28 protein-coding genes and 2 tRNA genes are annotated in these 25,966 nt (G+C 72.5%); 6 read left to right on the top strand and 24 right to left on the bottom strand.

All coding sequences use genetic code 11. The features are described 5' to 3' along the window. Positions 1 to 45: 45 nt before the first annotated feature. From ruvA to pgsA, 9 genes are all read right to left on the bottom strand, one after another. A complete protein-coding gene (ruvA, locus tag IE295_RS20005) occupies positions 46 to 666 on the bottom strand; it encodes a Holliday junction branch migration protein RuvA (protein WP_190065057.1) in 621 nt (206 codons plus the stop codon). Further along, complete coding sequence (ruvC, locus tag IE295_RS20000; RefSeq protein ID WP_190065056.1) at positions 663 to 1,214, bottom strand: crossover junction endodeoxyribonuclease RuvC; 552 nt, start codon at positions 1,212 to 1,214, stop codon at positions 663 to 665. The genes ruvA and ruvC overlap by 4 nt, the downstream gene beginning before the upstream one ends. 127 nt (positions 1,215 to 1,341) lie before the next feature. After that, positions 1,342 to 2,094 (bottom strand): YebC/PmpR family DNA-binding transcriptional regulator, encoded by a 753-nt coding sequence (locus IE295_RS19995; RefSeq protein ID WP_190065055.1) that lies wholly within the window; start codon positions 2,092 to 2,094, stop codon positions 1,342 to 1,344. A 62-nt stretch (positions 2,095 to 2,156) separates the two neighbouring features. After that, positions 2,157 to 2,747: a pyridoxal 5'-phosphate synthase glutaminase subunit PdxT gene (pdxT, locus tag IE295_RS19990; RefSeq protein ID WP_190065054.1), complete on the bottom strand. Its 591-nt coding sequence runs from the start codon at positions 2,745 to 2,747 to the stop codon at positions 2,157 to 2,159. 82 nt (positions 2,748 to 2,829) lie between these two features. Then, complete coding sequence (pdxS, locus tag IE295_RS19985; RefSeq protein WP_190065159.1) at positions 2,830 to 3,741, bottom strand: pyridoxal 5'-phosphate synthase lyase subunit PdxS; 912 nt, start codon at positions 3,739 to 3,741, stop codon at positions 2,830 to 2,832. 81 nt (positions 3,742 to 3,822) lie between these two features. Further along, on the bottom strand, positions 3,823 to 4,365 hold the full coding sequence (locus tag IE295_RS19980) for a LemA family protein (RefSeq protein ID WP_190065053.1): 543 nt from the start codon (positions 4,363 to 4,365) through the stop codon (positions 3,823 to 3,825). Between the two features lie 90 nt (positions 4,366 to 4,455). Further along, positions 4,456 to 5,616: a glycosyltransferase family 4 protein gene (locus IE295_RS19975; protein WP_190065052.1), complete on the bottom strand. Its 1,161-nt coding sequence runs from the start codon at positions 5,614 to 5,616 to the stop codon at positions 4,456 to 4,458. After that, on the bottom strand, positions 5,613 to 6,545 hold the full coding sequence (locus IE295_RS19970; protein WP_190065051.1) for a phosphatidylinositol mannoside acyltransferase: 933 nt from the start codon (positions 6,543 to 6,545) through the stop codon (positions 5,613 to 5,615). The genes IE295_RS19975 and IE295_RS19970 overlap by 4 nt, the downstream gene beginning before the upstream one ends. Continuing rightward, positions 6,542 to 7,204, bottom strand: coding sequence for a phosphatidylinositol phosphate synthase (pgsA, locus tag IE295_RS19965; protein WP_190065050.1), 663 nt, complete (start codon positions 7,202 to 7,204; stop codon positions 6,542 to 6,544). Before pgsA ends, IE295_RS19970 begins: the two co-directional genes overlap by 4 nt. A gap of 256 nt (positions 7,205 to 7,460) precedes the next feature. Between pgsA and IE295_RS19960 the strand changes: the two genes are divergently transcribed. Together IE295_RS19960 and IE295_RS19955 are read left to right on the top strand one after the other, a co-directional pair. Then, positions 7,461 to 9,668, top strand: a complete 2,208-nt coding sequence (locus tag IE295_RS19960; RefSeq protein WP_190065049.1) for an elongation factor G-like protein EF-G2 — start codon at positions 7,461 to 7,463, stop codon at positions 9,666 to 9,668. Positions 9,669 to 9,764: 96 nt separating this feature from the next. Further along, the gene (locus IE295_RS19955) at positions 9,765 to 11,489 is read left to right on the top strand and encodes an AbeC-like domain-containing protein (protein ID WP_224323180.1); all 1,725 of its coding nucleotides are present in this window, start codon (positions 9,765 to 9,767) and stop codon (positions 11,487 to 11,489) included. 64 nt (positions 11,490 to 11,553) lie between these two features. On the opposite strand, the gene IE295_RS19950 is transcribed toward IE295_RS19955, so the two are convergent. The 6 genes from IE295_RS19950 to IE295_RS19925 form a co-directional block, all read right to left on the bottom strand. Continuing rightward, entirely contained in the window at positions 11,554 to 12,783 is a 1,230-nt protein-coding gene (locus tag IE295_RS19950; protein WP_224323181.1) for a YVTN family beta-propeller repeat protein, read from the bottom strand. Further along, on the bottom strand, positions 12,780 to 13,610 hold the full coding sequence (locus IE295_RS19945) for a polysaccharide deacetylase family protein (RefSeq protein ID WP_224323182.1): 831 nt from the start codon (positions 13,608 to 13,610) through the stop codon (positions 12,780 to 12,782). The genes IE295_RS19950 and IE295_RS19945 overlap by 4 nt, the downstream gene beginning before the upstream one ends. Positions 13,611 to 13,719: 109 nt before the next feature. Beyond that, positions 13,720 to 14,280 (bottom strand): HIT family protein, encoded by a 561-nt coding sequence (locus IE295_RS19940; protein WP_190065047.1) that lies wholly within the window; start codon positions 14,278 to 14,280, stop codon positions 13,720 to 13,722. Positions 14,281 to 14,395: 115 nt separating this feature from the next. Further along, on the bottom strand, positions 14,396 to 16,360 hold the full coding sequence (gene thrS, locus IE295_RS19935) for a threonine--tRNA ligase (protein ID WP_190065156.1): 1,965 nt from the start codon (positions 16,358 to 16,360) through the stop codon (positions 14,396 to 14,398). Positions 16,361 to 16,472: 112 nt separating this feature from the next. Continuing rightward, positions 16,473 to 17,681, bottom strand: a complete 1,209-nt coding sequence (locus IE295_RS19930) for a hypothetical protein (RefSeq protein WP_190065046.1) — start codon at positions 17,679 to 17,681, stop codon at positions 16,473 to 16,475. Then, positions 17,681 to 18,259, bottom strand: coding sequence for a DUF4365 domain-containing protein (locus IE295_RS19925; protein WP_190065045.1), 579 nt, complete (start codon positions 18,257 to 18,259; stop codon positions 17,681 to 17,683). The genes IE295_RS19930 and IE295_RS19925 overlap by 1 nt, the downstream gene beginning before the upstream one ends. A gap of 165 nt (positions 18,260 to 18,424) precedes the next feature. On the opposite strand from IE295_RS19925, the gene IE295_RS19920 reads away from it, so the two are divergent. Beyond that, on the top strand, positions 18,425 to 19,150 hold the full coding sequence (locus IE295_RS19920) for a 3'-5' exonuclease (protein ID WP_190065044.1): 726 nt from the start codon (positions 18,425 to 18,427) through the stop codon (positions 19,148 to 19,150). A gap of 57 nt (positions 19,151 to 19,207) precedes the next feature. On the opposite strand, the gene IE295_RS19915 is transcribed toward IE295_RS19920, so the two are convergent. The 4 genes from IE295_RS19915 to IE295_RS19900 form a co-directional block, all read right to left on the bottom strand. Further along, positions 19,208 to 19,279, bottom strand: a tRNA-Val gene (locus IE295_RS19915). A gap of 63 nt (positions 19,280 to 19,342) precedes the next feature. Then, a complete protein-coding gene (locus IE295_RS19910; RefSeq protein WP_224323183.1) occupies positions 19,343 to 19,846 on the bottom strand; it encodes an SRPBCC family protein in 504 nt (167 codons plus the stop codon). Between the two features lie 54 nt (positions 19,847 to 19,900). Continuing rightward, positions 19,901 to 19,972 (bottom strand) — tRNA-Val (locus IE295_RS19905). 74 nt (positions 19,973 to 20,046) lie between these two features. Then, positions 20,047 to 20,478: a TIGR02611 family protein gene (locus IE295_RS19900; protein ID WP_190065043.1), complete on the bottom strand. Its 432-nt coding sequence runs from the start codon at positions 20,476 to 20,478 to the stop codon at positions 20,047 to 20,049. A 191-nt stretch (positions 20,479 to 20,669) separates the two neighbouring features. On the opposite strand from IE295_RS19900, the gene IE295_RS19895 reads away from it, so the two are divergent. Together IE295_RS19895 and IE295_RS19890 are read left to right on the top strand one after the other, a co-directional pair. Next, positions 20,670 to 21,083, top strand: coding sequence for an SsgA family sporulation/cell division regulator (locus IE295_RS19895; protein ID WP_003959770.1), 414 nt, complete (start codon positions 20,670 to 20,672; stop codon positions 21,081 to 21,083). A 214-nt stretch (positions 21,084 to 21,297) separates the two neighbouring features. Next, a complete protein-coding gene (locus tag IE295_RS19890; RefSeq protein ID WP_190065042.1) occupies positions 21,298 to 21,831 on the top strand; it encodes a CGNR zinc finger domain-containing protein in 534 nt (177 codons plus the stop codon). A gap of 20 nt (positions 21,832 to 21,851) precedes the next feature. Here the strand turns inward: IE295_RS19890 and IE295_RS19885 are convergent, their stop codons facing one another. Beyond that, positions 21,852 to 21,995 carry a hypothetical protein gene (locus tag IE295_RS19885; RefSeq protein ID WP_179199106.1) on the bottom strand — a complete coding sequence of 48 codons (144 nt, stop codon included), beginning with the start codon at positions 21,993 to 21,995 and terminating at the stop codon, positions 21,852 to 21,854. 69 nt (positions 21,996 to 22,064) lie between these two features. Then, entirely contained in the window at positions 22,065 to 22,511 is a 447-nt protein-coding gene (locus IE295_RS19880) for a hypothetical protein (protein ID WP_190065041.1), read from the bottom strand. A gap of 168 nt (positions 22,512 to 22,679) precedes the next feature. On the opposite strand from IE295_RS19880, the gene IE295_RS19875 reads away from it, so the two are divergent. Continuing rightward, on the top strand, positions 22,680 to 23,186 hold the full coding sequence (locus IE295_RS19875) for a DsbA family protein (protein WP_190065040.1): 507 nt from the start codon (positions 22,680 to 22,682) through the stop codon (positions 23,184 to 23,186). 50 nt (positions 23,187 to 23,236) lie between these two features. On the opposite strand, the gene IE295_RS19870 is transcribed toward IE295_RS19875, so the two are convergent. The 3 genes from IE295_RS19870 to IE295_RS19860 are packed head-to-tail and all read right to left on the bottom strand — an operon-like array spanning position 23,237 to position 25,958. Continuing rightward, positions 23,237 to 24,058 carry a GNAT family N-acetyltransferase gene (locus tag IE295_RS19870; protein WP_190065039.1) on the bottom strand — a complete coding sequence of 274 codons (822 nt, stop codon included), beginning with the start codon at positions 24,056 to 24,058 and terminating at the stop codon, positions 23,237 to 23,239. 41 nt (positions 24,059 to 24,099) lie between these two features. Next, a complete protein-coding gene (locus IE295_RS19865; RefSeq protein ID WP_190065038.1) occupies positions 24,100 to 24,921 on the bottom strand; it encodes an aminotransferase class IV in 822 nt (273 codons plus the stop codon). Further along, the gene (locus tag IE295_RS19860; RefSeq protein WP_190065154.1) at positions 24,918 to 25,958 is read right to left on the bottom strand and encodes a chorismate-binding protein; all 1,041 of its coding nucleotides are present in this window, start codon (positions 25,956 to 25,958) and stop codon (positions 24,918 to 24,920) included. The genes IE295_RS19865 and IE295_RS19860 overlap by 4 nt, the downstream gene beginning before the upstream one ends. Positions 25,959 to 25,966: the final 8 nt, after the last annotated feature.

Raw genomic sequence — 25,966 nt, 5'->3', positions numbered from 1 at the left:
AAACCTCACGGTCGGAAGTGCTCGGCGGGGTGCTTGTCGGCGTTCTCAGCGGGCCCGGTTCAGGGTCTGCAGCGCGGCCCGCAGCAGCGAGCCGACCTGCGGCTGGGCGCCCTCGGCGAGGGCGGCCTCGGCCCGGGGCGTGACCGCCGCGACGGCCTCGTCCGCCTCGCGCGTGGCGTAACCGAGGCCGACGAGGGCGGCGTGCAGCTGGTCGCGCCAGCCCTGCGTGACCGGGGCGCCCACCGCCGCGGCGGCGGAACCCACCGGTGCGCCCAGCCGGTCCTTGAGCTCCAGCAGCAGCTTCTGCGCGCCCTTCTTGCCGATGCCCGGCACGGCCGTGAGCGCCTTCTCGTCGCCGGAGGCGAACGCGCGCCGCAGCGCGTCGGGGCTGTGCACGGCGAGCATGGCCTGCGCCAGGCGCGGGCCGACGCCGCTGGCGGTCTGCAGCAGCTCGAAGGTCTGCCGCTCGTCGTCGTCGGCGAAGCCGTAGAGCGTCAGGGAGTCCTCGCGGACGACGAGGGACGTGGCGAGCCGGGCCTGCTGCCCGACGCGCAGCCCGGAGAGCGTGCCGGGCGTGCACTGGACGGCCATGCCGATCCCGCCGACCTCGACGACGGCGGTGTCCGGGGCGAGGGCCGCGACCGGCCCGGAGACGAAGGCGATCATCGGGTGCCCTTCGGGAGACGTACGGGTGCGGTGGCGCGGCGGTGGGCGGCCGCGATCTGCTGCAGGCGGTTGGTCGCCGGGGCCCGCCAGATGTGGCAGATCGCCAGCGCCAGGGCGTCGGCGGCGTCCGCCGGCTTCGGCGGCGCGTCGAGCCGCAGCAGCCGGGTGACCATGGAGCCGACCTGGGCCTTGTCGGCCCGGCCGGAGCCGGTGACGGCGGCCTTGACCTCGCTGGGGGTGTGCAGGGCGACGGGCAGGCCACGGCGGGCGGCACAGAGCATGGCGACCGCGCTGGCCTGGGCGGTGCCCATGACCGTACGGACGTTGTGCTGGCTGAAGACGCGCTCGACGGCGACGTACTCCGGGGAGTGCTCGTCGAGCCACTGCTCGATGCCGCGCTCTATGAGGACGAGCCGGTCGGCAACCTCGGCGTCCGCCGGGGTGCGCACGACGCCGACGCCCACCATGCGCAGCGGGCGGCCCGCGACGCCTTCCACCACCCCGACGCCGCACCGGGTCAGCCCCGGGTCCACCCCCAGCACCCGCATAGCGCGCCCCTCCCCTCGATCGGCCGGATCCACCTGCCGCAGCAGGCTATCCGCTGCCACTGACAACGCGACGGGCCGGCGGGACAGCGTGTCCCACCGGCCCGTCCGCCGACCGCAGCCGGAACCCTTACGCGTCGACCTTCGCCATGACGTCGTCGGAGACGTCGAAGTTGGCGAAGACGTTCTGCACGTCGTCGCTGTCCTCGAGGGCGTCGATCAGCTTGAAGATCTTGCGCGCGGCGTCCTCGTCGAGCTCCACCTGCATGGTGGGGACGAAGTTGGCCTCGGCGGAGTCGTAGTCGATGCCCGCCTCCTGGAGCGCGGTGCGGACCGCGACCAGGTCGGTGGCCTCGCTCATGACCTCGAAGCTCTCACCGAGGTCGTTGACCTCCTCGGCACCGGCGTCCAGGACCGCGCCGAGCACGTCGTCCTCGGTCAGCTCGCCCTTGGGGACGATGATGACGCCCTTGCGGTTGAACAGGTAGGACACCGAGCCCGGGTCGGCCATCGAACCGCCGTTGCGGGTCATGGCGACGCGCACGTCGGAGGCGGCGCGGTTGCGGTTGTCGGTGAGGCACTCGATGAGCACGGCGACGCCGTTGGGGCCGTAGCCCTCGTACATGATCGTCTCGTAGTCGGCGCCACCCGCCTCGAGACCGCCGCCGCGCTTGACCGCGGAGTCGATGTTCTTGTTCGGGACCGACTGCTTCTTGGCCTTCTGGATGGCGTCATAGAGGGTCGGGTTGCCCTCGATGTCGACGCCACCCATGCGGGCCGCGACCTCGATGTTCTTGATGAGCTTCGCGAAGAGCTTGCCGCGCTTGGCGTCGATCACGGCCTTCTTGTGCTTCGTCGTAGCCCATTTAGAGTGGCCGGACATCCGCCTGTCTCCTTCGCGTAACCCAATTCGTAACGAACGACAGAGATCCTACCGGGACCGGGCTACTGCGCCGCGCGCACCATGTCCACGAACAGGCCGTGGACGCGGTGGTCGCCGGTGAGCTCCGGATGGAAGGACGTGGCCAGCACGTTCCCCTGGCGCACGGCGACGGTGTGCCCGTCGTGGGTGGCGAGGATCTCGGCCGCGGCGCCCACGGACTCGACCCAGGGGGCGCGGATGAAGACGCCCTCGACGGGGCCGCCGTCGATGCCGGCCACCTCGACCTTCGCCTCGAAGGACTCGTTCTGCCGGCCGAAGGCGTTGCGGCGCACGATCATGTCGATGCCGCCGAGCGTCTCCTGGTCCTCACGGCCGTCCAGGATCTTGTCCGCGAGCATGATCATGCCCGCGCAGGTGCCGTAGACGGGCATGCCGGCCCGCACGCGCTCGCGCAGCGGCTCGAGCATCCCGAAGACGACCGCGAGCTTGGACATGGTGGTGGACTCGCCGCCGGGGATGACCAGGCCGTCGACCTCGGCGAGCTCCTCGGGGCGGCGCACCGGGCGGGCGAGCGCGTCGGCCGCGGCGAGGGCGATGAGGTGTTCGCGGACGTCGCCCTGGAGGGCGAGGACGCCGATGGTGGGGGTGGACACGGGGGGACTACCTCTCGGATGTACGACCGCCGGTGGGCGGCCCGCACCTGACGCGGGCCGCCCACCTGGGGAAGAACGGGTGTTACCAGCCGCGGTTGGCGTAGCGCTGGTCCTCGGGCAGGGTGTCGCAGTTGATGCCGACCATGGCCTCGCCCAGGTTGCGGGAGGCGTCCGCGATGATCTTCGGGTCGTCGTAGAAGGTGGTGGCCTTCACGATGGCGGCGGCGCGCTTGGCCGGGTCGCCGGACTTGAAGATGCCGGAGCCGACGAAGACGCCCTCGGCACCGAGCTGGCGCATCAGCGCGGCGTCGGCCGGGGTGGCCACACCACCGGCGGAGAACAGCACGACCGGCAGCTTGCCGAGCTCGGCGACCTCCTTGACCAGCTCGTAGGGGGCGCGCAGCTCCTTGGCGGCGGCGTAGAGCTCGTTGTTGTCGAAGCCGCGCAGCTTGGCGATCTCGTTCTTGATCTGACGCAGGTGGCGCACGGCCTCCACGACGTTGCCGGTGCCGGCCTCGCCCTTGGAGCGGATCATGGCCGCGCCCTCGGCGATGCGGCGCAGGGCCTCGCCCAGGTTGGTGGCACCGCAGACGAAGGGGGTGGTGAACGCCCACTTGTCGGAGTGGTTGATCTCGTCGGCCGGGGTGAGGACCTCGGACTCGTCGATGTAGTCGACGCCGAGGGACTGCAGGACCTGGGCCTCGACGAAGTGGCCGATGCGGGACTTGGCCATGACCGGGATGGAGACGGCGCCGATGATCTCTTCGATCATGTTGGGGTCGGACATCCGGGCCACGCCGCCGTCCTTGCGGATGTCGGCCGGCACCCGCTCGAGGGCCATGACCGCGACCGCGCCCGCGTCCTCGGCGATCTTCGCCTGCTCGGCGTTGACGACGTCCATGATCACGCCGCCCTTGAGCTGCTCGGCCATGCCGCGCTTGACGCGCGCGGTGCCGGTCTCGGGAGTCTGGGCGGGGGTGGGGGTGGACACGATGTGACCTCGCTATCAAGGGCGGTAACGCTGCAGCGTCATCAAACCCAGGGCGCGAGGGCCGGGAAAAGGGCCAATCCGAGGTCAGTGGCCTGTCCGGTCGCCGAGTACGGCCGGGGGCTCGTCGTCCATCTCGAAGGCCATCGGAAACGGAGCGTGGCCCGCGAGGCGGAACCAGCGCACCGTGCGGTGCCTGCGCAGCGCCCGGGCCGCCCGGACCGCGTCGTTGTGGAACCTCCGGGCCATGGGCACCCGCCGCACGGCCTGGGTCAGCTCCTCGAGCGACTCCTCGCCGCCGGGCGCCTCCCGCACCACGTCCGCCTGCTGCGCCTCGGCGAAGACGGCGCGCAGCGCCTGGCTCAGCTCGCTCTCGGCGACCTCGCGGTGCTCCTCCTCCGCCTGCCGCGCGGCGTGCGCGGCCTGGTAGAGGACCATCGAGGCGGCGGGGTCGAGGACGCCCGCGGTGCCGAGCTCCTGGGCGACCGAGGCGCGGCGCAGCAGCTGGGCGTCCAGCGCAGCGCGCGCCGCGTCGATGCGGCTGTGCAGCCGGTCCAGGCGGCCCGCGGTCCAGCTCAGGTAGACGCCGATGACGACCAGGGCGGCCGCGATCCAGATCAATGTGGTCACGCGAGGTCACAGTACCGGCCGGGCGGCGGCACGGCGGGGGCCGCCCGGCCGGGCACCGGCGGGGACGACGGCCGCCCCGCCCCGTGCCGGTCAGTCGCGGGCGAGGCCGAAGCGCGCGCGGAAGCCGGTGCGTTCGTCCGTGGCGACCGACGCCGCGCCGGCCGCGACCGTCTCGTAGACGGCGAGGATGTCGGCGCCGACCGTGCCCCAGTCGAAGCGCCGCACGTGCCGGCTGCCGCGCTCGCTCAGCTCGGCCCGCCGCCCGGCGTCGCCGAGGAGCCGGACGGCCGCGGCGGCCAGGTCGTCGGCGTCCTCGTTGGCGAACAGTTCGCCCGCCGCCCCCTGGTCCAGGACCTGGGCGAAGGCGTCGAGGTCGCTGGCGAGGACGGGCGCGCCCGCCGACATCGCCTCGACGAGGATGATGCCGAAGGACTCGCCGCCGGTGTTGGGCGCGAGGTAGACGTCGACGCTGCGCAGCAGCCGGGCCTTGTCCTCGTCGCTGACCATGCCGAGGAACTCGACGTGGGAGCGCATCTCCGGGGGCAGGGCGGCGACGGCCTCCCGTTCGTCGCCCAGCCCGGCCACCAGCAGCCGGGTGCCGGGGCGCTCGGCGAGGATCCCCGGCAGGGCGCGCATCACGACGGGCAGGCCCTTGCGGGGCTCGTCGATGCGGCCGATGAAGCCGATGGTCCCCCCCTGCCACTCGGGGCGGGGCTCGGCGCGGGCGAAGAAGTCCACGTCGACGCCGTTGGGGATGACGACCGCGTCGCCGCCCAGGTGCTCGACCAGGGTGCGGCGGGCGTACTCGCTCACGGCGATGCGCGCGCTGATCTTCTCCAGGGCGGGCTGCAGGATCGGATAGGCCGCGATCATGGCGCGCGAGCGCGGGTTGGAGGTGTGGAAGGTCGCCACGATGGGGCCCTGCGCGGCCCAGCAGGTCAGCAGGCCCAGGGAGGGGGAGGTGGGCTCGTGGATGTGGATGACGTCGAAGTCGCCCTCGTGCAGCCAGCGGCGCACCCGCGCGGCGGACAGGAAGCCGAAGTTCAGGCGGGCCACCGAGCCGTTGTAGGGGACGGGCACGGCCCGCCCGGCGGAGACGACGAACGGCGGCAGCGGCGTCTCGTCGTCCGCGGGCGCCAGGACCGACACCTCGTGGCCCTGCCGGATCAGGTGCTCGGCGAGGTCACGGATGTGGAACTGCACGCCCCCGGGGACGTCCCACGAATACGGGCAGACGATCCCGATCCTCAAGGCTTCTCCGTTCCGGAGCTCTCGTCGCGTCCGGGCCGCGGCCGCCGGTCGAGGTCGGCGAGCCACAGCCGCTGGAGCATGTGCCAGTCCTGGGGGTGCTCGGCGATGCCGGAGGCGAAGGCGTCGGCCACCGCCTGGGTCATGGCCGCGGCCTTCTCCCCCCGGGTGCCCTCGCGGGGCACCTCGACCGGGGCGTGGACGCGGCCGCGCATCACCGGGGAGCTGTCGTACCAGAGGGTGACCGGCAGCAGCACGGCGCCGGTCTGCAGGGCGAGCGCGGCGGGGCCGGCGGGCATCTTCGCGGCCTCGCCGAAGAACTCGACCTCGATCCCGGAGGACGACAGGTCCCGGTCGGCCACCAGGCAGACCAGGCCCCCGGCGCGCAGCCGCCGGGCCAGCGTGCCGAAGGCGCTGCCGCCGGCGTGCGGCAGGACCTCCATGCCGAGCCCCTCGCGGTAGGCGACGAAGCGGTCGTAGAGCGTCTCCGGCTTGAGCCGTTCGGCGACGGTGGTGAAGGGCACCCCCAGGCGCGTGGTGACCCACGCCCCGGCCAGGTCGTAGTTGCCCATGTGCGGCAGGGCGGCGACGACGCCGCGCCCGGACGCCAGGGCCTCCTCCAGGTGCTCCACGCCCTCCGGGTCGAAGCCGGAGCGGATGCGGTCCTCGCTCCAGACGGGCAGCCGGAAGGACTCCATCCAGTAGCGCATGTACGAGCGCATGCCGGCCCGGGACAGCTGCGCGAGCCGCTGCGGTCCGGCGCCGGGCACGACGCGGGCGAGGTTGGCCTCCAGGCGCGTGACGCCCTGGCCGCGCCGCTTCCAGGCGGCGTCGGCGATGCTCCGGCCCAGGGCCGTGGCCACGGGCTCGGGGAGCTTCTTGACCGTGCCCCAGCCCAGTCCGTACAGCGCGTCCGTCAGGCGTTCCCTCACCCGGCCTCGCCCCCGCCGGCCGCGACGGCGGCGTCCGCCTCGGCGGACTCACGGCGGACGGTGATCACCCGCTGGATCAGGGTGACCAGGCTGCCGGCGGCCACGATCCACAGCGCGATGGGCAGCAGGATGTCGATGTGCGGCACGCCGAACGTGTGCAGGCCCGAGAGGCCGCACGCCACCAGCGAGATCACCAGGCGTTCGGCGCGCTCGACCAGGCCGTTGACGTTCACCGGCAGGCCGATGCTCTCGCCGCGCGCCTTGGTGTACGACACGACCTGGCCGCTGGCGAGGCAGAAGATCGCCACCGCGCACAGCGCGATGTCGTCGCCCCGCCCGGCGTACCAGAGCGCGAGCCCGCCGAAGATCGCCGAGTCGGCGACGCGGTCGAGGGTGGAGTCCAGGAAGGCGCCCCAGCGGCTGGAGCGGCCCAGCTGCCGCGCCATGTTGCCGTCGACGAGGTCGGAGAAGACGAACAGCGTGATGACGATCGTTCCCCAGAAGAACTCGCCCTGGGGGTAGAAGACCAGCGCGCCCGCCACCACACCACCGGTACCGATGAGGGTCACCGCGTCGGGGCTGACCCCCAGGCGGATGAGCAGGGCGGCGAACGGTGTGAGAACACGCGTGAAGAAAGCACGCGCGTACTTGTTCAGCATGGCCTTCCCGGAAGGTAGTGATCGGGCCGGGTGGTCGGAAGGCCACCGGCTGGCCCATCGTAGCCAGCCCGTCCCGGGCCGCCGCGCACACGTCGCTCCCCCGGGCCATGGCGCAGGTCACGCCCGCCACGGCCGCCCGCCGTCGGCGGCTCGCGCGGGGGGCGGACGGTTGCGTCCCCGTGTGCGACGTATGGACGCAGCGTGACCACGGTGGAAAGCTCGAAGGACCGCAGGTGTCGACCGGGAGGCGAGGCACATGGGCGAGAAGACGAGTGCACATCCAGGGGCCGCGGGCAGAGCAGTGGCGGCCGACCGGCCGGGCAACATCCGGAACGTGGTGCTGGTCGGCCACAGCGGCTCGGGCAAGACGACGCTGGTCGAGGCGCTGGCCCTGGCGACCGGCGCGGTGAACCGGGCGGGCCGGGTCGAGGACGGCGCGGCACTGTCCGACTACGACGAGATCGAGCACCGCCAGCAACGCTCCGTACAGCTGTCCCTGGTGCCCGTCGAATGGGCCGGGATCAAGATCAACCTGCTGGACACACCCGGCTACGCCGACTTCGTCGGCGAGCTGAGGGCCGGTCTGCGCGCGGCGGACGCGGCCCTCTTCGTCGTCTCGGCGGCGGAGGGCGTCGAAGGGGTCGCCGGCGCGACCCGCGTGCTGTGGGAGGAGTGCGCGGCCGTCGGCATGCCGCGCGCCATCGTGGTCACCCACCTGGAGGCGGCCCGGGCGGACTTCGAGGAGATGACGGAAACCTGCCGCGCCGCCTTCGGGGGCGACTCCGGCGACGGCGTCCTCCCCCTGTACCTCCCGCTGCACGGAAAGGAGGGCCCCGACGGCCACCGGCCGGTGGCCGGCCTCGTCGGACTGCTCACCCGGCGCGTCTTCGACTACTCCTCCGGCACGCGGACCGAGACCGCGCCCGACGACGACCAGCTCCCGCTGATCGAGGAGGCACGCAACCGCCTCATCGAGGGGATCATCGCCGAGAGCGAGGACGAGACCCTCATGGACCGCTACCTCGGCGGCGAGGAGATCGACGTCAAGACCCTCATCGAGGATCTCGAGCGGGCCGTGGCCCGGGGCAGCTTCCACCCGGTGCTGGCCGCCGCGCCCGCCCAGGAGGGCGCACGCCAGGGGCTGGGCACCGTGGAGCTGCTGGAGCTGGTCACCGGCGGCTTCCCCACCCCGCCCGAGCGGACGCCGCCGGAGGTCACCACACCCGACGGCAGCCCCCGCCCGCCGCTGACGTGCGATCCGGCCGGGCCGCTGGCCGCCGAGGTGATCAAGACCGCCTCGGACCCCTACGTCGGCCGCGTCTCCCTGGTCCGGGTCTTCTCCGGCACCCTGCGGCCCGACGAGACCGTGCACGTCTCCGGGCACGGCATGGAGGACCGCGGGCACGAGGACCACGACGTCGACGAGCGGATCGGCGCCCTGTCCCAGCCCTTCGGCAAGCAGCAGCGGCAGCTGTCCCAGGCCGTCGCCGGCGACATCGCCTGCGTCGCCAAGCTCGCCAGCGCCGAGACCGGGGACACCCTCTCCGCGAAGAACGACCCGCTGCTGATGGAACCCTGGCTCATGCCCGACCCGCTGCTGCCCGTGGCCATCGAGGCCCACAGCAAGGCGGACGAGGACAAGCTCTCCCACAGCCTGGCGCGCCTGGTGGCCGAGGACCCCACCATGCGCCTGGAGCACAACCCGCACACCCACCAGGTCGTCCTGTGGTGCCTGGGCGAGGCCCACCGCGACGTGGCCCTGGAGCGGCTGCGCACCCGCTACGGCGTCCAGGTCGACGTGGTGCCCCACAAGGTCTCGCTCCGCGAGACCTTCGGCTCCCGCGCCACCGGCCGCGGCCGGCACGTCAAGCAGTCCGGCGGCCACGGCCAGTACGCCATCTGCGAGATCGAGGTCGAGCCGCTGCCCGGCGGCAGCGGCATCGAGTTCGTCGACAAGGTCGTGGGCGGCGCGGTCCCCCGCCAGTTCATCCCCTCGGTCGAGAAGGGCGTACGGGCCCAGGCCGCCCGCGGCGTCGCCGCGGGCTACCCCCTGGTCGACGTGCGGGTCACCCTCCTCGACGGCAAGGCCCACTCGGTGGACTCCTCGGACGCGGCCTTCCAGACCGCCGGCGCCCTCGCCCTGCGCGAGGCCGCCGCCGAGACCCGCATCCACCTCCTCGAGCCCGTCGCCGAGATCCAGGTCCTGGTCTCCGACGACTACGTCGGCCCGGTCATGAGCGACCTGTCCGGGCGGCGCGGCCGGGTGGTGGGCACCGAGCAGTCCGGCTCCGGCCGGACGCTGGTGCGCGCCGAGGTGCCGGAGATCGAGATCGGCCGGTACGCGGTGGACCTGCGCTCCCTGTCGCACGGCACGGGACGGTTCAGCCGTTCCTACGCGCGGCACGAGCCCATGCCCCCGCAGGTCGCGGACCGCGTTCGCGAACAGACCGAGAACGGCTCATAGTTCGCAAGCCGCCCGCCCCAACTCACTTGGGGCGGGCGGCTTTCCGATCTCCCACGACAGCCGGCACCCCACCCCATTACGCTGAGCACGCGACCCATGACACAGACCGTGGGCGGCAGTCGGGAGCGGGCCCGCGTCCGGACGGACGCGGCATTGGGGGCAGCAGTGGCAGGAGACGCGTACGACTTCAGCCCGGGTGCGCAGATCCCGGTTTCGGGCGGTGCCGGAGGCACCGCGGCGACACAGGCCCTGGCCTCGGCGGCCTACCGCGACGGCCCCGTGGACGAACTCCTCAAGGCCAACTCCGACTGGGCCACCTCGGAGGTCAAGAAACCCCGGATCTCACTCTTCGAGCCCAATCTCGGCGAGGCCTTCGCCCGTGCCGTGCAGACCCGCATGCTCGGCAGCGGCCGCAAGCCGCTCATCCAGTCCTTCGGCCTCGAACCCCAGGTCATCGTCGAGCACTGCCTCGCCGCCAGCCGCATCCGCAAGATCCGCGACGCCCAGCTGACGGTCATCATGGCCGTCTTCGGGCTGCTCTTCCTGCCCGGCGTCCTGCTCTGGCTCGGCGCCTTCCAGCTGCGCCGCAGCCTCGCCGGCGCCCAGAACAAGCGCGCCGGCGCCCTGGGCACCACCCTCCTCGCCGCCCTCGCCGTCGTGATCACCGTCGCCATGGTCAAGGCGCCGCTGCACGGCTTCTGGGGCCTCTACCTCCGCGCCATGGTCATCGCCCCCCTCATCGGCGGCTTCTGGGCCAAGACCGCCTGCGAGCGCACCGCGAAGGACCTGCGCGACCGCTGGACCGGACTGCTCGACGGCGGCGCCGTCGCCGCCAAGATCCCCGAGAGCGTGCCCCGCAACCCCGGCGAGAGCGCCGCCGAACAGCTCCGCCAGAGCCTGCAGAAGCTCTCCGCCGAGCAGCAGAGCAACATCGTCTTCTACGCCGGCCCCAAGGGCATACTCGGCATGGGCACCCGCTGGGGCAGCTGGCAGCTCGCCGAGGACCTCGTCCCCACCGAACCCGGCCGGGACATCAACCCCTTCCGCAGCTGGGACATCGCCCGCGCCGTCCACGACCAGCTCAAGCTGCTCGAGCGCACCCCCATCAACACCGGCGGCCTCACCCCGCCCCACGTCGAGCACTGGGTCGTCGTCCCCATCGGCGAGGGCGCCTCAGCCGTGTCCCGCCCCGGCGGCACCGACGCCGCCTCGTACCAGGTCAGGGGCGCCCAGCTCCAGGACATCTGCGACAAACAGCACTTCGGCAGCGGCGACCGCCACTACCTCGGCGTCCAGTTCGTCCTCTGGGACGGCCAGCTCGTCATCAACCTCCTCATCAACATCACCGTCCTGCACAAGACCCTGCGCATCGAGGTCACCGGCTACGCCCTCGGCCCCACCCACTCCGTCTTCAACGGCCGCCCCAAGAACCGCACCAAGACCTTCAAAAAGGGCATCAAGTTCTGGGAGACCTGGACCCGCACCCTCCCCATCGTCGAACCCAAGGAGGTCGTCCGGCTCGCCGCCCGCGCCCCCCTCACCTGGTACCCGCCCCTCCTCGAGTACTGGGGCGGCAAGCTCGTCCTCCCCGAGCCCTTCGGACTCCGCCACGCCTGGGCCGACAAGCCCTGGCGCCACCGCTTCATGGCCGACGACGCACTGCGCGCCGCCACGCCCGTCCTGCGCGTCGTCCACGAAGCGGCGCTGCGCGTCCTGAAGGAGAACGGCGTCGACACCACCAAGTTCGCCTCCCGCGCGGGCAGCCTCAGCGGCACCGTGCAGGACGCCAAGCCGGGCAGGGTCGACGTCTACGACGCCTAGGGCTCGTGCCGACCCACCGGACACGCCCTAGCCCTAGGACCTGGCGGCGGCTACGCGCCGGGCCTCACCGGAAGATGCCGGTGTGGCCCAGCGAGTACCGCCCCGGCTGCGGATAGACCGCCAGACCGTGCGGCCCGTCACCCACCTTGATCCGCGCGATCTGGTGCCCGTCCGTCGTGTCGATGGCGTACACCTCACTGTTGTAACGCCCCGACAGCCACAGCACCTTGCCGTCCGCCGACACGCCGCCCATGTCCGGACTCCCGCCGTCCGGCAGCTCCCACTTCTTCACCAGCTTGCGGCTCGGCAGGTCCAGCACCGAGATCGAACCCTCGCCCCGGTTGGAGATGTACAGCGACTTCGAGTCCCGGCTGACGTACAGACCGTGCGCCCCCTTGCCCGTCGGCATCAGCCACGGCTCGGTGAACTTGTCCCCGTCCAGCACCCACACCCCGTCGGCCATCATGTCCGCCACGTACCAGGTCCGGCCGTCCGAGGAGATCTTCACGTCCTGCGGCATCGCCCCGTCGAACGGCAGCTTCTGCTGACCGATCACCTTCATCCGCGCCGTGTCGACCTTCAGCAGCTCCCCCGAGAACTCACAACTGACGATGAAGTACCGCCCGTCCGGCGAGAAGTCGGCGTGATTGACGCCCAGGCAGTTCACATGCTCCGTCTTCATCCGCTTCATCGTGTGCGCGTCCCGGAACACCAGCTCCCGGTCCATCGACGCCATCACCACCGCGTACTTGCCGTCCGGGGTGAAGTAGAGGTTGTACGGGTCGTGCACGTCGACCGTCTTCCCCTTCTTCCCGGTCGCCGGGTCGATCGGGGTGAGCGTATGACCGCGGTCGTTGTTGACCCACAGCGTCTTCATGTCCCACGACGGCACGACGTGCTGCGGCTGCTCGCCCACCGGGATCGTCTCGATCACCTTGTACGTCGCCGGGTCGATGACACTGACCGTGTCGGACTCCGTGTTCGGCACGTACACCCGCGACGGGAAGTCCTTCACCACCGGCGACAACGCGTTCGGCCGGTCCGCCGCGTAGAGGTCGTTGGGATCCAGCAGCGGCGGCATCCCCGGCAGCCCTTGCGGAACGCCCCGCGCCGCACCCTGGCTGTGCGCGCCCCGGGCCGGCTGCCGGTCGCCCGATTCCTTGTCCCCGCCACCGCAGCCCGACGCCAGCAGCGCACAGGCCGCGACGAACAACGCGGCCCCGCGTCGCCCGCGCGAACGGAAGGGGAAACCGGGGAGAGAACGTCGAGGACGGTGATGCGAGAACTGGATCATCGGGTCAGCAGCTCCGTAGTCGTCACCGCGCGCAGGCCGCGGCGGTGCAGGCCGTCGAGGATCGCGGGCAGCGCGGCGACCGTGCCGGCGTGCCCGAAGTGCAGACTGACGACCGACCCTGGCCGTACCGCGTTCAACACGGTACGCCGGACCACCTCGGCGCCCGGGTCGGTGAAGTCGAGGGAGTCCACGTCGTAGGACAGGACGTGCGGGTAACCGGCCTTTCTCGCCAGCCGCACCACCTGATCGGTCGCCCGCTGCGCGCGCGAGGGCCTGAACCAGCGGCCGATGCCGCCCGTCAGCCTGCGCAGCCGGTCGGCGCACTCGGTGATCTCGGCATAGGCGGCCTTCGCGGGCATCGAGCAGATGTTCAGATGCCGCATGGTGTGATTGCCCAGCTCATGCCCGCCGTCGAGCACCCGGCGGGCCATCCGCGGCTCGGCGTCCAGCCAGTCCCCGACGGCGAGTACGGTCACCCGGGCCCCGGCCCGCTCGGCCTCCTTGAGCAACGCGGTCGCCGACTTCGCATCGCCCCGGCCGTGAAAGGTGAGCGCCACCGAACGGCCCCGCCGGGGACCGTGGTCGATCTGCGCCGGCAGCCCCGAGGGCAGCCTGGCCAGCAGCAGGGGCGGCCCGGGCGGCGCCGACGCCCGCGCCGCCCCCGACCGCCCCGCGCCGGACGCGCCCGTCGGCGCTGCAGTGCGCTGCCGGGCCCCTTCGGCGGCCGACCGCTCGCCCTCGCAGCCCGCGACCGCACCACCGGCGGCCCCGGCCAGGGCACTCCCGGCGGCCGCGCGCAGCACGGTACGACGGTGAAGAAAGGTCACCGTCCTATTAGAGCTTCTTTAAGAAGAATTGGTGAGATTTGCCCGATTCTGGGCGGGGTGTGTCCTGTCCGGTCGTCATCCGACCGGAACTGCCACTGCGGCCGACGGCCTAGACGGCCGCCCAGACGTCCGCCAGCATCTTGCGGGTGTCCGCGAGAAGTTGCGGCAGCACCTTGGTGTGACCGATGACGGGCAGGAAGTTGGTGTCGCCACCCCAGCGCGGCACGACGTGCTGGTGCAGATGGGCGGCGATGCCGGCGCCGGCGACGCCGCCCTGGTTCATGCCCACATTGAAACCGTGCGCGCCCGAGGCCTCGCGAAGGGCACGCATGGCCCGCTTGGTGAACGCGGCGAGCTCCGCGGTCTCGGCCTCGTCGAGTTCCGTGTAGTCGGCGACGTGCCGGAACGGGACCACCATCAGGTGGCCGCCGTTGTAGGGGTAGAGGTTCAGGACGGCGTAGACCAGCTCGCCCCGGGCGATGATCAGCCCGTCCTCGTCGCTCTTGGCCGGAATCGAGCAGAACGGACAGCCGTCGTCGGCCCCGGGCCCGGTGGGCTTGCCCTCACCCTGGATGTACGCCATCCGGTGAGGCGTCCAAAGCCGCTGAAAGGCGTCTGGCGTCCCCACCCCGAACTGCTGCTCCGGCTCACTCGTCATGCGAGTCAGCATATTCCTTGGGGTGGATGCGAATGCGACGAGGGGCGGCCCGTACGGGCCGCCCCTCTACCTCCGCTCCAGCGGAACGCAAGGCACCGACTCACCCCCGCCTGCGCAGGGAGACCGGTCACACCTGAACGCGGCGCTCCACCACGTCAACGATCTTCGCGATGGCCTGGTCGCTCGGAATGCCGTTCTCCTGCGACCCGTCGCGGTAGCGGAACGAGACCGTACCCGCGGCCATGTCCTCGTCACCGACGATGATCATGAACGGGACCTTGGACTTCTGGTGGTTACGGATCTTCTTCTGCATCCGGTCCGACGAGGCGTCCACCTCGACCCGCAGACCCTTCTCCTTCGCCTCCTCGGCGAACTTCTGCAGGTACTCGACGTGGGCGTCGCCGATCGGGATGCCGACCGCCTGGACCGGGGCCAGCCACGCCGGGAACGCGCCCGCGTAGTGCTCCAGCAGCACGCCGAAGAACCGCTCGATGCTGCCGAAGAGCGCACGGTGGATCATGACCGGCTGCTGGCGCGAGCCGTCCGCCGCCGTGTACTCGAGACCGAACCGCTTGGGCTGGTTGAAGTCGACCTGGATGGTCGACATCTGCCAGGACCTGCCGATCGCGTCCTTCGCCTGCACGGAGATCTTCGGGCCGTAGTACGCGGCGCCGCCCGGGTCCGGGACCAGCGGCAGCCCCTGCTTCTCGGCCGCCAGGCGCAGCGCCTCGGTGGCCTCCGCCCAGTCCTCGTCGGAGCCGATGAACTTGTCCGACTCGGGGTCGCGGGTGGAGAGCTCCAGCTCGAAGTCGTTCAGGCCGTAGTCGCGCAGCAGGTCGAGCACGAAGGTGAGGAGGGTGTCGAGCTCCTCCGGCATCTGCTCCTTGGTGGAGTAGATGTGCGCGTCGTCCTGGGTGAAGCCGCGCGAGCGGGTCAGGCCGTGGACGACGCCGGACTTCTCGTACCGGTACACCGTGCCGAATTCGAACAGCCGCAGCGGCAGCTCACGGTACGAGCGCCCGCGCGACTTGAAGATCAGGTTGTGCATCGGGCAGTTCATGGCCTTGAGGCGGTAGTTCTGCCCGTCGAACTCGATGGGCGGGAACATGCCCTCGGCGTAGTGCGGAAGGTGCCCGGAGGTCTCGAAGAGGTGCTCCTTCGAGATGTGCGGGGTGTTCACGAACTCGTAGCCGGAGGCCTCGTGCTGCTTGCGCGAGTAGTTCTCCATCTCCTTGCGGATGATGCCGCCCTTGGGGTGGAACACCGCGAGGCCGGGGCCCAGCTCGTCGGGGAAGGAGAAGAGGTCGAGCTCGGCGCCCAGCTTGCGGTGGTCGCGCCGCTCGGCCTCGGCGAGGAACTCCAGGTGCGCCTTCAGCTCGTCCTTGGTCGGCCAGGCGGTGCCGTAGATGCGCTGGAGCTGCGGGTTCTTCTCGCTGCCCCGCCAGTACGCCGACGCGTTGCGCATCAGCTTGAACGCGGGGATGGCGCGGGTGCTGGGCAGGTGCGGGCCGCGGCAGAGGTCGCGCCAGCACAGCTCGCCGGTCTTGGCGTCCAGGTTGTCGTAGATGGTGAGCTCGCCCGCGCCCACCTCCACGTCCGCGCCGTCGTCGTGCGAGGCGGAGCCCTTGAGACCGATCAGCTCGAGCTTGTACGGCTCGTCGGCCAGCTCCTCGCGGGCGGCGTCGTCGGTGACGACGCGGCGCGAGAAGCGCTGACCGCGCTTCTGGATCTCCTGCATCTTCTTCTCGATGAGCTTGAGGTCATCGGGAGTGAAGGGCTTCTCGACGTCGAAGTCGTAGTAGAAGCCGTCCTTGACCGGCGGGCCGATGCCCAGCTTGGCCTCGGGGAAGAGCTCCTGCACGGCCTGGGCCATGACGTGGGCGGTCGAGTGGCGCAGGATGTTCAGGCCGTCCTCGGAGGTGATCTCGACGGGCTCGATCTCCTCGCCGTCGGCGACGGCGTACGCCAGGTCCTTCAGCTCGCCCGCGATGCGCGCGGCGATGACGGTGCGCTCTCCGGCGAAGAGGTCGGCGGCCGTAGTGCCCGTCGTCACCACGCGCTCTTCCCGCTCGGAATCGCGTTGGATGATCACACGGACGTCTGACACCGGTCTCTCCTGACTTATGGGGCGCGACAGCGGTCGCTGTGCGCCTGAATCGTACCGAGCCCGGCCACCTGGTCGCTAAACGGTTATGGCGCCTCCCCTATTCTCCGCCGCACGCGGGTCCGAAGTCGTCGGGGGCCTCGAGCAGGGACTTCAGCAGCCCGTCCCGTTCCGCCTCGTCCACCGGCACGGGGGTGACGCTGTGGGCGCCGGCCAGGCGGCGGAAGCCGCCGCGGCTCTCCAGGCGCCCGCTCACCCGGACCGGGAGCCCTGCCAGGTGGGCGTGGCCCGCGACGCGGTAGTCGTCGCCGCCGAGGGCGACCCGCACCTGGGTGACGTCGGCCCCCTCGAGCACCCGCAGGCGCACCACACCCGCCCCGCCCGGCGTCTCGCGGCGCAGCCGCACCACGGCTCCGGTGACCCGGACGGGGACGGAGGGCTCGTCGCGTACGTACCGGGCTCCGGCCTCGCGCAGGGCCGGGAGGTCGCCGGGTGAGAACTCCACGGGTTCGGGGCGGGCGGCGAACCCCTTGGGCGGGCCGGCGGCGGGGGCCCATTCCACGGTGATCCGGATGCCCTGGGAGCCGCCGGTCAGGGTGACGACTGCGTCGGTGAGCTCCCGGCAGACGCCGGCCTCGACCGCCGTGTCGAAGGCGTCCGCCCGGCCGGTGGCACGCCGGTAGTCGGTGGCGTCGCGGGCGGTCTGCAGGGCGCGCAGGAGGGTGGCGGCGAGGCGGTCTCCCCCGTCGGCCGTCCCCTCTCCCGTGGCCCGGCCGGTGCCGGCCGGGGCCTCCAGCGGCAGGAAGACGGCGAGGTCGCTCCCGCCGGGGGCGGGGCCGAGCAGCAGGGGTGCCAGGGCGGCCTCGGCCTGCCGGCGGCGCCGGGCGCCGTGGTGGCCGGCCCGGGTGCGGGCGGCGAGGGCTCCGGCGAGCAGCATGGCGCGGGCGCCGGTGCGCAGGCGTTCCTGGTCGGCCCAGGCGGCTGCGGGGGCGCGGGTCCCGGGGATCTCGCGGTGCCAGCGGATCTCGTCGCTGGGGGTGTGCAGCGCGATGAGGACCTCGCGGGCGGAGGGGGCGGCGCTGTGCTCGAGGGCGGCGAGCGCCTCGGTGAGCAGGTCGGCGCTGTCGGGGAAGGCGCTGCCGACCGGTACGAGGAGGCTGGTGCCGTTGCCGGGGCCGGCGGGGGGTGTCCAGCGGTTGTAGCGGCCGGGTGCTCCGCCGCGCCGCCGCCAGCCGTGGCGGGCGAGGAGGGCGCCGAGGACGGCGGGGTCCGGGTGGTGGTGCGGGGGGTCGTCGGTCGGCCGGTGCATCAGGGTCTCCCTCCCGCCCCGACCCGGGTCATGATCTCGCGCAGTGCGCGGTCGTCGAAGACGCGTGAGGTCGGGATCCGCACGGTGGTCCTGCGCCGGCCGGTGACGGGGTGGCCGGCGAGGTTGGTCCAGTAGCAGCAGTGCCGCAGTTCGAGGCGGTCGGGGCCGGCCCGCAGCCAGTCGTCCTGGGTGCGCGGAACGATCATCACGACGAGGATCTTGTGGACCGAGACGGGGGTGCGGGCGAGCTTGACCAGGTGGTCGTTGTCGAGGGTGAAGCCGAAGGTCACGCCCGGGGGGCGGGGGCCGAGCTGGTAGGTGCTCTTGAGCTGCACCTTGATGGTGACCTCGTCGTCGGTGGTGTGGCCGGGAGCGCTGTGACTGACGTGCCAGTCGATGCCGTTGTCGGGAAAGGGCTGGGCGAGGGAGCAGCCGGCGGCGGCCGCGACGGCGTGCAGGTAGCCGACCTGGAGGGTCTCCATGCAGGCGGTGACGGCGAGGCCGCCGCGGGGCGCCGGGAGGTGCCCGGGCGACCGGCGGCCGTGGGGCGTGGCCGGATCGGGCTGAGCGAGCGCCATGTCCGAAAAACCTTCCGGGCTCGCCGGTTCTTTGGTCGTACATCTGTGTTGTCTCCACGCGAACTCCCCGGCAAACGGCGGCGGTTCGGGCACTCGGATGGCCGGGTATCACCTGGCGGGGAGGGGAAACACGCCATGTGCCGCACAAGCGCGAGGAGTTGTGTCATGCCGTGCTGGCTCGAAGGGCCGCTGGCCGCCTTCGACACCGAGACGACCGGGGTGGACGTGGAGCAGGACCGGATCGTCTCGGCGGCTTTCGTGACGCAGTCGCAGGCGGGGGCCGCGCCGGTGGCCACCCGTTGGCTGGTGAATCCGGGGGTTCCCGTTCCCGCCGAGGCGACCGCCATACACGGTCTGAGCGAGGACCATCTGCAGCGGTACGGCCGGTGGCCGGCCCCGGTGATGGAGGAGGTGGCGAGGGCCCTGGCGGGCCATGCGGCGCGGGGCGTGCCGCTGGTGGTGATGAACGCCCCGTTCGATCTGACGCTGCTGGACCGGGAGTTGCGCCGGCACCGGGCGTCGTCCCTGGCGGACTATCTGGGCGGTGCGCCGCTGTGCGTGCTGGATCCGTGGGTGCTGGACAAGCACCTGGACCGTTACCGCAAGGGCCGCCGGACGCTGACGGACCTGTGCGCGCAGTACGGGGTGGAGCTGGCGGGGGCGCACGACGCGGCCGCCGACGCCACGGCGGCGCTGGAGGTCGTACGGGCGGTGGGGCGGCGCTTCGCGTCGCGGCTGGAGCGGCTGAGCCCGGCGGAGCTGCACACCCGGCAGGCGGTGTGGCACGCGGCGCAGGCGCGGGGGCTGCAGGCGTGGTTCGCGCGCAACGGTTCGGACGAGGAGTGCGATCCGGCGTGGCCGCTGCGTCCGGAGATGCCCGCCGCGGCGTGAGGGGTCCGGCAAAGCGAAAGGCCGGTCCGTCAGTTGACGGACCGGCCTTCCCGGGCGTGGGCGATACTGGGATCGAACCAGTGACCTCTTCGGTGTGAACGAAGCGCTCTCCCGCTGAGCTAATCGCCCGGGGCTGTTTCCGGGGGCGTCCCCGGCAACGCACTGAACAATACAGGTCGCGGCGGCCCTCCTTCAAATCCCGTCCGCTCCGCCCCGCGGCCGGCCCTCCAGCAGGGCGCGCAGGCCGCGTCGTCCGCCGCGCATCATCCACGCGTGGTTGGCGCGGAAGACGGGCCGGCCGGGGAGGGCCAGCCGCCGCATGAGGGGTTTGCGCACGTCCACGTCCTGCTCGAAGCGGGCGAGGCTGCCGGCGGTGCCGTGGGGCAGGACGGTCCAGCGCGCCCAGCCCTCGAGGTCGCCGTGGACGACGACCTCCAGGACGCGGGCGCGGGGGTCGCGGCGGCTCTCGCGGGCGGCGAGGGTGAGCCCGTACGGCAGGAGGGAGCGGATGTGGACGGTGCCGCTGACGTCGTCGGCCTGGTGGACGCGGCGGACCTGGGGCCACCAGGAGGGATAGCCCTCGACGGCCTCCAGCACCGCGTAGACGGCGTCGGGCGGCGCCGGGAGCACCCAGGCGTCGCGGAAGCGGTAGTGGTGCGGGGAGCGCGGGCGGCGGGCCATGAGGACCAAGGGCATACGAAAAACCGAGGGTCCGCAAGGGGGTGAACCTTGCGGACCCTCGGTGGGATGTGGGCGATACTGGGATCGAACCAGTGACCTCTTCGGTGTGAACGAAGCGCTCTCCCGCTGAGCTAATCGCCCGGGCGCACCGCAAACATTACCGCATGTCAGACGGTGCTTCGCACCACCCGTGCCTGGTCAGGGGCCCGGGGTGGTCAGTGGCCGGCCTTCCAGGGCAGGCTCAGGCCGTGGGTGGTGACGTAGAGCGCCACGAGCCCGGCGATGATCACCAGGCCGGTCACGGTGAGGATGATGTTGCGCCGCCGGACCTTGGGGTCGAGGGCGCGCTGGGCCGCCTCGGTGACCTTGCGCTTGGTCCAGCGCAGGACCAGCTGGGCCCAGACGAACTCGGTGGCCCAGATCGCCATGCCGCCGAAGATCACCAGCCAGCCGGGGCCGGGCAGGGGCAGCATGACGATGCCCGCGGCGACGACCGCGAGGCCGACCACGAAGACGCCGACCTGCCAGCTCAGGTGCAGCGGCCGGGATCTCTTGATGAAGTGCGGGGCCCGCGAGCCGAGGCCGTCGCCGGGCTCCGCGTCACCGTCCGCCGGAGCGGATCTCCGCTCGTCACTCTCCGCGTTCATGAGGTCCAACGTACCCGACGGGCCGGACATCACCGGTTCGGCGGTATGCGTGGCGCGGGCGCTGGGCCGTCCGAGGTATCCGAAGAGCCTCAAAACGGTCAGAGGGGTTTACAACGGCACCGTAGGTGGCATGTCGATTTCGCCGACGTGCGAATCCCCGAGCGCACACTGAGCGAAAGGCCTTGGCGCTTATGAACACCACGGTCAGCTGCGAGCTGCACCTGCGCCTCGTTGTGTCGAGCGAATCCTCACTGCCCGTACCAGCGGGCCTGCGGTACGACACGGCCGATCCGTATGCCGTGCACGCCACCTTCCACACCGGAGCCGAAGAGACGGTCGAGTGGGTCTTCGCCCGTGATCTGCTCGCCGAGGGCCTCCACCGGCCCACGGGCACGGGCGACGTCCGCGTCTGGCCGTCCCGCAGTCATGGCCAGGGCGTCGTCTGCATCGCGCTGAGCTCTCCCGAGGGCGAAGCCCTGCTGGAGGCGCCGGCGCGGGCACTGGAGTCGTTCCTGAAGCGGACCGACGCCGCGGTGCCGCCAGGCACCGAACACCGTCACTTCGATCTGGACACCGAGCTCTCGCACATCCTGGCCGAGAGCTGATGCCGGGCCGTAGCTGACCAGGGCGCGCCGGCCCACTCGGGGAGGCCGCGCGCCGCACATCCGGAACAACCGCACAGGGACACCACGACACGGCGCCGTCGCCGCGGATCCACCGCGGAGGACGGCGCCGTCGCGCTGCGGAGCCGCTAGAGTCTGCTGCCCGCGGTCGAACACCTGCCGCCCTCCGTCCGTCCGGCCAGGGAGCGAACGTTCCGTGCTGATCAACCACGACACCCGCCGCACGCTCGACACCGTCGTCGACCTGCTGAACATGGAGCTCGACGACCTGGCGGCGCTACGGGGATTCGTCGAGCGCCACGAGATCAGCGGCATCGACGTCCTGCGGCAGCCGGACCTGGCGGCCGTCCGGTCCATACGCGACCGGTTCGGCCAGGTGTTCGACACCGCGGACGCGCAGGCTGCCGCGACGCTCCTGAACGCGCTGGTCGCCGAGGCGGGCACCACCCCCCGGCTGACCGACCACGACGGCTACGACTGGCACGTCCACTACTTCGCGCCCGGCGCCTCCCTCGCCGAGCACCTGGCGGCCGACGGCGGCATGGCGCTGGCGTTCCTGCTCGTGGAGGGCGAGCGAGAGCGGCTGCGGCGGTGCGCGGCGCCGGACTGCGGGCGGGCCTTCGTCGACCTCTCGCGCAACCGCTCGCGCCGCTACTGCGACGGGCGCACCTGCGGGAACCGGCTGCACGTGGCCGCGTACCGGGCGCGCCGCCGGGGGGCCGCGGACTGACGACCGCCGGGCCGGCGGCGTCACCAGCGGTAGAGGTCGTGCACGGCGGTCAGCAGGACCAGCGTGGCGACGAAGGCGAGAAAGAACATCAGCGGCGGTTGGGACAGCGCGAACAGGCAGCCGCGCGGCTCGTCGGTGATCTGGGCCGGTGGTTCGTCGTTCATCTCCGACAGATGATGGCGCAGCGGCGGGGCCGCCCGCTCACCAACACGCCAACCGCCAGGGGGAGTTCGTCAGATCCCGTGCTTCTTGAGGATCGCCTCGATGTCCGAGAAGTCCTCTGCGTCGCCGGCCGGGGGCTTCGTCCCGGCGTGCCGGGGGCCCTTGGCGCGGGCGGGGCCGAGCGAGGGCGCGGAGGCGGCCGGGGCCACGGCTCCGGGCCGCCCGGCAGCCGCGGCCTCGCGGCGCCCGCGGCGGCCTCCGGCGCGGCGGCGCTCGACGGTCCGGGTGATCAGGAACAGCACGGCGGAGAGCGCGAGCACGCCGAAGCCGGCCCAGACGGTGGGCTTGAACACGATGTCCGTCAGCCACTCCACGATCCCCGTCATCACCAGCCCGAGGGGCACCAGCGACCAGGCGGCGATCCTGGCCGCGGCCAGGAAGCGCCTGCGGTAGGCCGTCAGCAGGGCGATGCCCAGGCCGGCCGCGGACACGGCGGCGCATACGGTCGAGGTCAGCATCCGGGGCCTCCTGCCGGTGACGGTCTCCTCGCCTCCATCGTGCACCGCGCGGCGCCGGACATGCCACGACCGGCCCGGTTGTCGGGGAGAACTCCGGGTCCGTCCCCCACCCGCCTCCTCCCCAGGTAGGGGATCACACCCATGCGGCGGGGCTGGGAGACTGGCCCCATGAGCGATACCGACACCGTCCGCGCCACCCTCGACGTCTGGTGCGACCTGCAGTGCCCCGACTGCCACAAGGCCCTCGACGACGTGCGCGCCCTGCGCGCCCGCTACGGCGACCGGCTGGAGATCCGGCTGCGGCACTTCCCGCTGGAGAAGCACAAGCACGCCTACGCCGCGGCGCAGGCCGCCGAGGAGGCGGCGGAGCAGGGGAAGGCGTGGCCGTACGCCGAGGCCCTGCTGGAGCGCACCGCGGACCTCGGCGCCCGGGGCGAGCGGCTGCTCGTGGAGTCGGCGGGCGAGCTGGGGCTGGACACCGAGGAGGTGGACACCGCGCTGATCGACGGGCGGCACATGCTGATCGTCGACGCCGACCAGGCCGAGGGCAAGGCGATCGGCGTGACGGGGACGCCCACGTACGTCATCGACGGCGAGCGGCTGGACGGCGGCAAGAGCCAGGAGGGCCTGCGGGAGCGGATCGAGGAGATCGCCGACCGGCTGCTCGCGGGCTGACGGCCGAGGCCCGGCGGCGGCGCGGCCCGCCGGCGGCGCGGCCCGGCGGCCTAGAGCAGCGGTTTGTACAGGTGGAAGACGGTCGGCCGGTAGCCGAGCGATTCGTACAGCCGCAGGGCCGGGGTGTTCCCGGCGAAGACGTTGAGCCCGAGCGCGGCCGCGCCCGCCGCCAGGGCCTCGCGCTCGGCGAGGAGCATCAGGGTGCGGCCGTGCCCGCGGCCCCGGTGGGCCTCGCCGACCTCGACGTCGAAGACGAAGACGCCGTCGGCGTGCGAGCCCACCCACAGGGTGCCGACGTCCTCGCCGTCGTGGGCCAGGACGGCGAGGGTGGTGCCCGGCGTGGCCAGGCCCTGCCCCAGCACCCCCTCGTGGTCGCGCTCGGCCTTGGCCTCGGCCAGCGCGGGCGGCACGCCCCGGTCCGTCCACTCGCGGACGTAGCGCTGCCGGGAGCGGGCCAGCCAGCGGCGGAACTCCGCCTCGTCCATGGGGCGGGGGGTGCTGCCGGCGGGCAGCGCGGGGGCGGCGGCCAGCGGCTTGGACATGTTGCGGCTGCGCTCGGTGTAGCCGAGCGCTCCGGCCAGGGCCAGGGCGGTCGTCGCGCTCGCGGGGACGCCCACCACGATCTGCGTGCAGCCCCAGCCGCGCAGCACCTCCTCGGCGGCGAGCGCGGCGACCGTGGCGCGGCCGCGGTGCCGGTCGCGTTCGTTGATGACGAGGTGGGCGATCCTGCCGACGGTCGGCCCGAAGCGGGGTTCGGTGGAGATGTCGACCGTGCCGACGCGCCGGCTGTTGACGCACACCTCGTACGAACGGGACCGGCCGCCGTCGGCGGTGCGCTGCTCGGGTGCGGTGGGCCGCAGGGTGGTGGTCACCCTTGACGTTGTACCGGCCCGGCGGCGCCCCGTCACGGGGTTTACGGATCGATGTCCGCGGCCGCGCGCTCGTCGAACACCCGCATCGCCTTGGCGGTCACCGGGCCGGGCGCGCCGGGCAGTTGGCGGCCGTCGAGGGCGTGGACGGCCTGGACGTCGCGGAGGCTGGAGGTCAGGAAGATCTCCTCGGCGCGGTCCAGGACCTCGAGGGGCAGGTCGCTCTCGTGGGCGCCGGTCCATTCCAGGACGAGGGCGCGGGTGATGCCGGGCAGGCAGCCGGAGGCGACGGGCGGGGTGTGCAGCTCGCCGTCGAGGACGACGAAGACGTTGGATCCGGTGCCCTCGCAGAGCGCGCCGACGGTGTTGGCGAACAGCGCCTCGGTGGCGCCCTGCTGCCGGGCCCGCTCGAGGGCGACGACGTTCTCGGCGTACGAGGTGGACTTCAGGCCGGCGAGGGCGCCGCGCTCGTTGCGGGTCCAGGGCACGGTGACGACGGCCGTGGTGTCGGCGCGCCGGGTGGTCTCGCTGAGGGCCACGGCGAGGGTGGGGCCGGCGGTGCCGCGGTCCGAGCCCAGCGGGGAGAGCCCTCCGGTGTAGGTGATCCGCAGCCGGCCGAGCGGCATGGGGTTGGCCTCGAGGACGGCGGCGCAGGCGTGCCGCACCTCGTCCAGGTCGGGCTCGGGCAGGCCGAGGCCCTGGGCGCTGCGGGCGAGCCGGGCCAGGTGGCGGGTCATGGCGAAGGGCCGGCCGGCCGTGGTCTTGAGCGTTTCGAAGACGCCGTCGCCGACCGTCAGGCCGTGGTCGAAGACGGAGACATGGGCGCTGTCGGCATCGCGCAGCGCCCCGTTGAGCCAGATACTCACCGTTTCGTCCCTTCAAGCGGCCGGTGTGTTCCCGACGCTATCGCGAGCAGCCGGGACGCCTTGAGCTCGGTCTCGGCCCACTCGCGCTCCGGGTCGGATCCCCACGTGATGCCGGCTCCGGTGCCGAAGCGCAGCACCGGTCCGCCGGGGGCGGCGCGGTCGATCCAGAAGGTGCGGATGCCGACGGCCAGCTCGCCGGTGCCCCGGTCGGCGTCGACCCAGCCGATGCCTCCGCAGTAGGGGCCGCGCGGGGCGGGCTCCAGGGAGCCGATGATGTCCAGGGCGCTGGCCTTGGGGGCGCCGGTCACGGAGCCGGGCGGGAAGGTCGCGTCGAACAGCTCGGCCCAGCCGGCGTCGGCGGCGAGCTGCCCGCGGACGGTGGAGACGAGGTGGACCAGGCCGGGGTGCGGCTCGACCGCGCAGAGCGCGGGGACGGTCACGGAGCCGGTGGCGCAGACGCGGCCGAGGTCGTTGCGGACCAGGTCCACGATCATCACGTTCTCGGCGTGGTCCTTCTCCAGCAGGTCCTCGGCGGTGCGGCCGGTCCCCTTGATGGGTCCGGACTCCACGGTGCGGCCGGAGCGGCGCAGGTAGAGCTCGGGCGAGGCGGTGGCCACCTCCACCCCGTGCGCGGGCAGGCGAACCGTTCCGGCATAGGGGGCGGGGTTGCCCCGGGCGAGCAGCGCGGTCAGGGCGTCCACGTCGGCGGCGTCCGGGTCGGGCAGGGGCGCGCTCAGGACGCGGCAGAGATTGGCCTGGTAGACCTCGCCGGCGGCTATGTGCTCGCGTACGCGCCGCACCCCCGCGACATAGGCGTCGCGGTCCAGGGAGCTGGTCCAGTCCTCGGGCGCCGGGCCCCGCCAGCGGCCGGGGACCGGGACGGGCGCGGGCGCGGGGCGGACGTCGCCGAAGCGCGCGCACGTCAGCCCGCCCTCGAAATCGGCGACGACGGCCCACCAGCCGGCGGACTCCAGGGCGGCCGGGTCACTGGTGACATCGCGCAGGTCAGTGGCGATCAGGCCGCCGAAGCGGGCCATCGGGGAGG

The sequence above is a fragment of the Streptomyces griseocarneus genome (genome assembly GCF_014655595.1).
In the GTDB taxonomy this organism is placed as follows: Bacteria; Actinomycetota; Actinomycetes; order Streptomycetales; family Streptomycetaceae; genus Streptomyces; species Streptomyces griseocarneus.
This window is presented reverse-complemented; position numbering and strand designations above follow the sequence as displayed.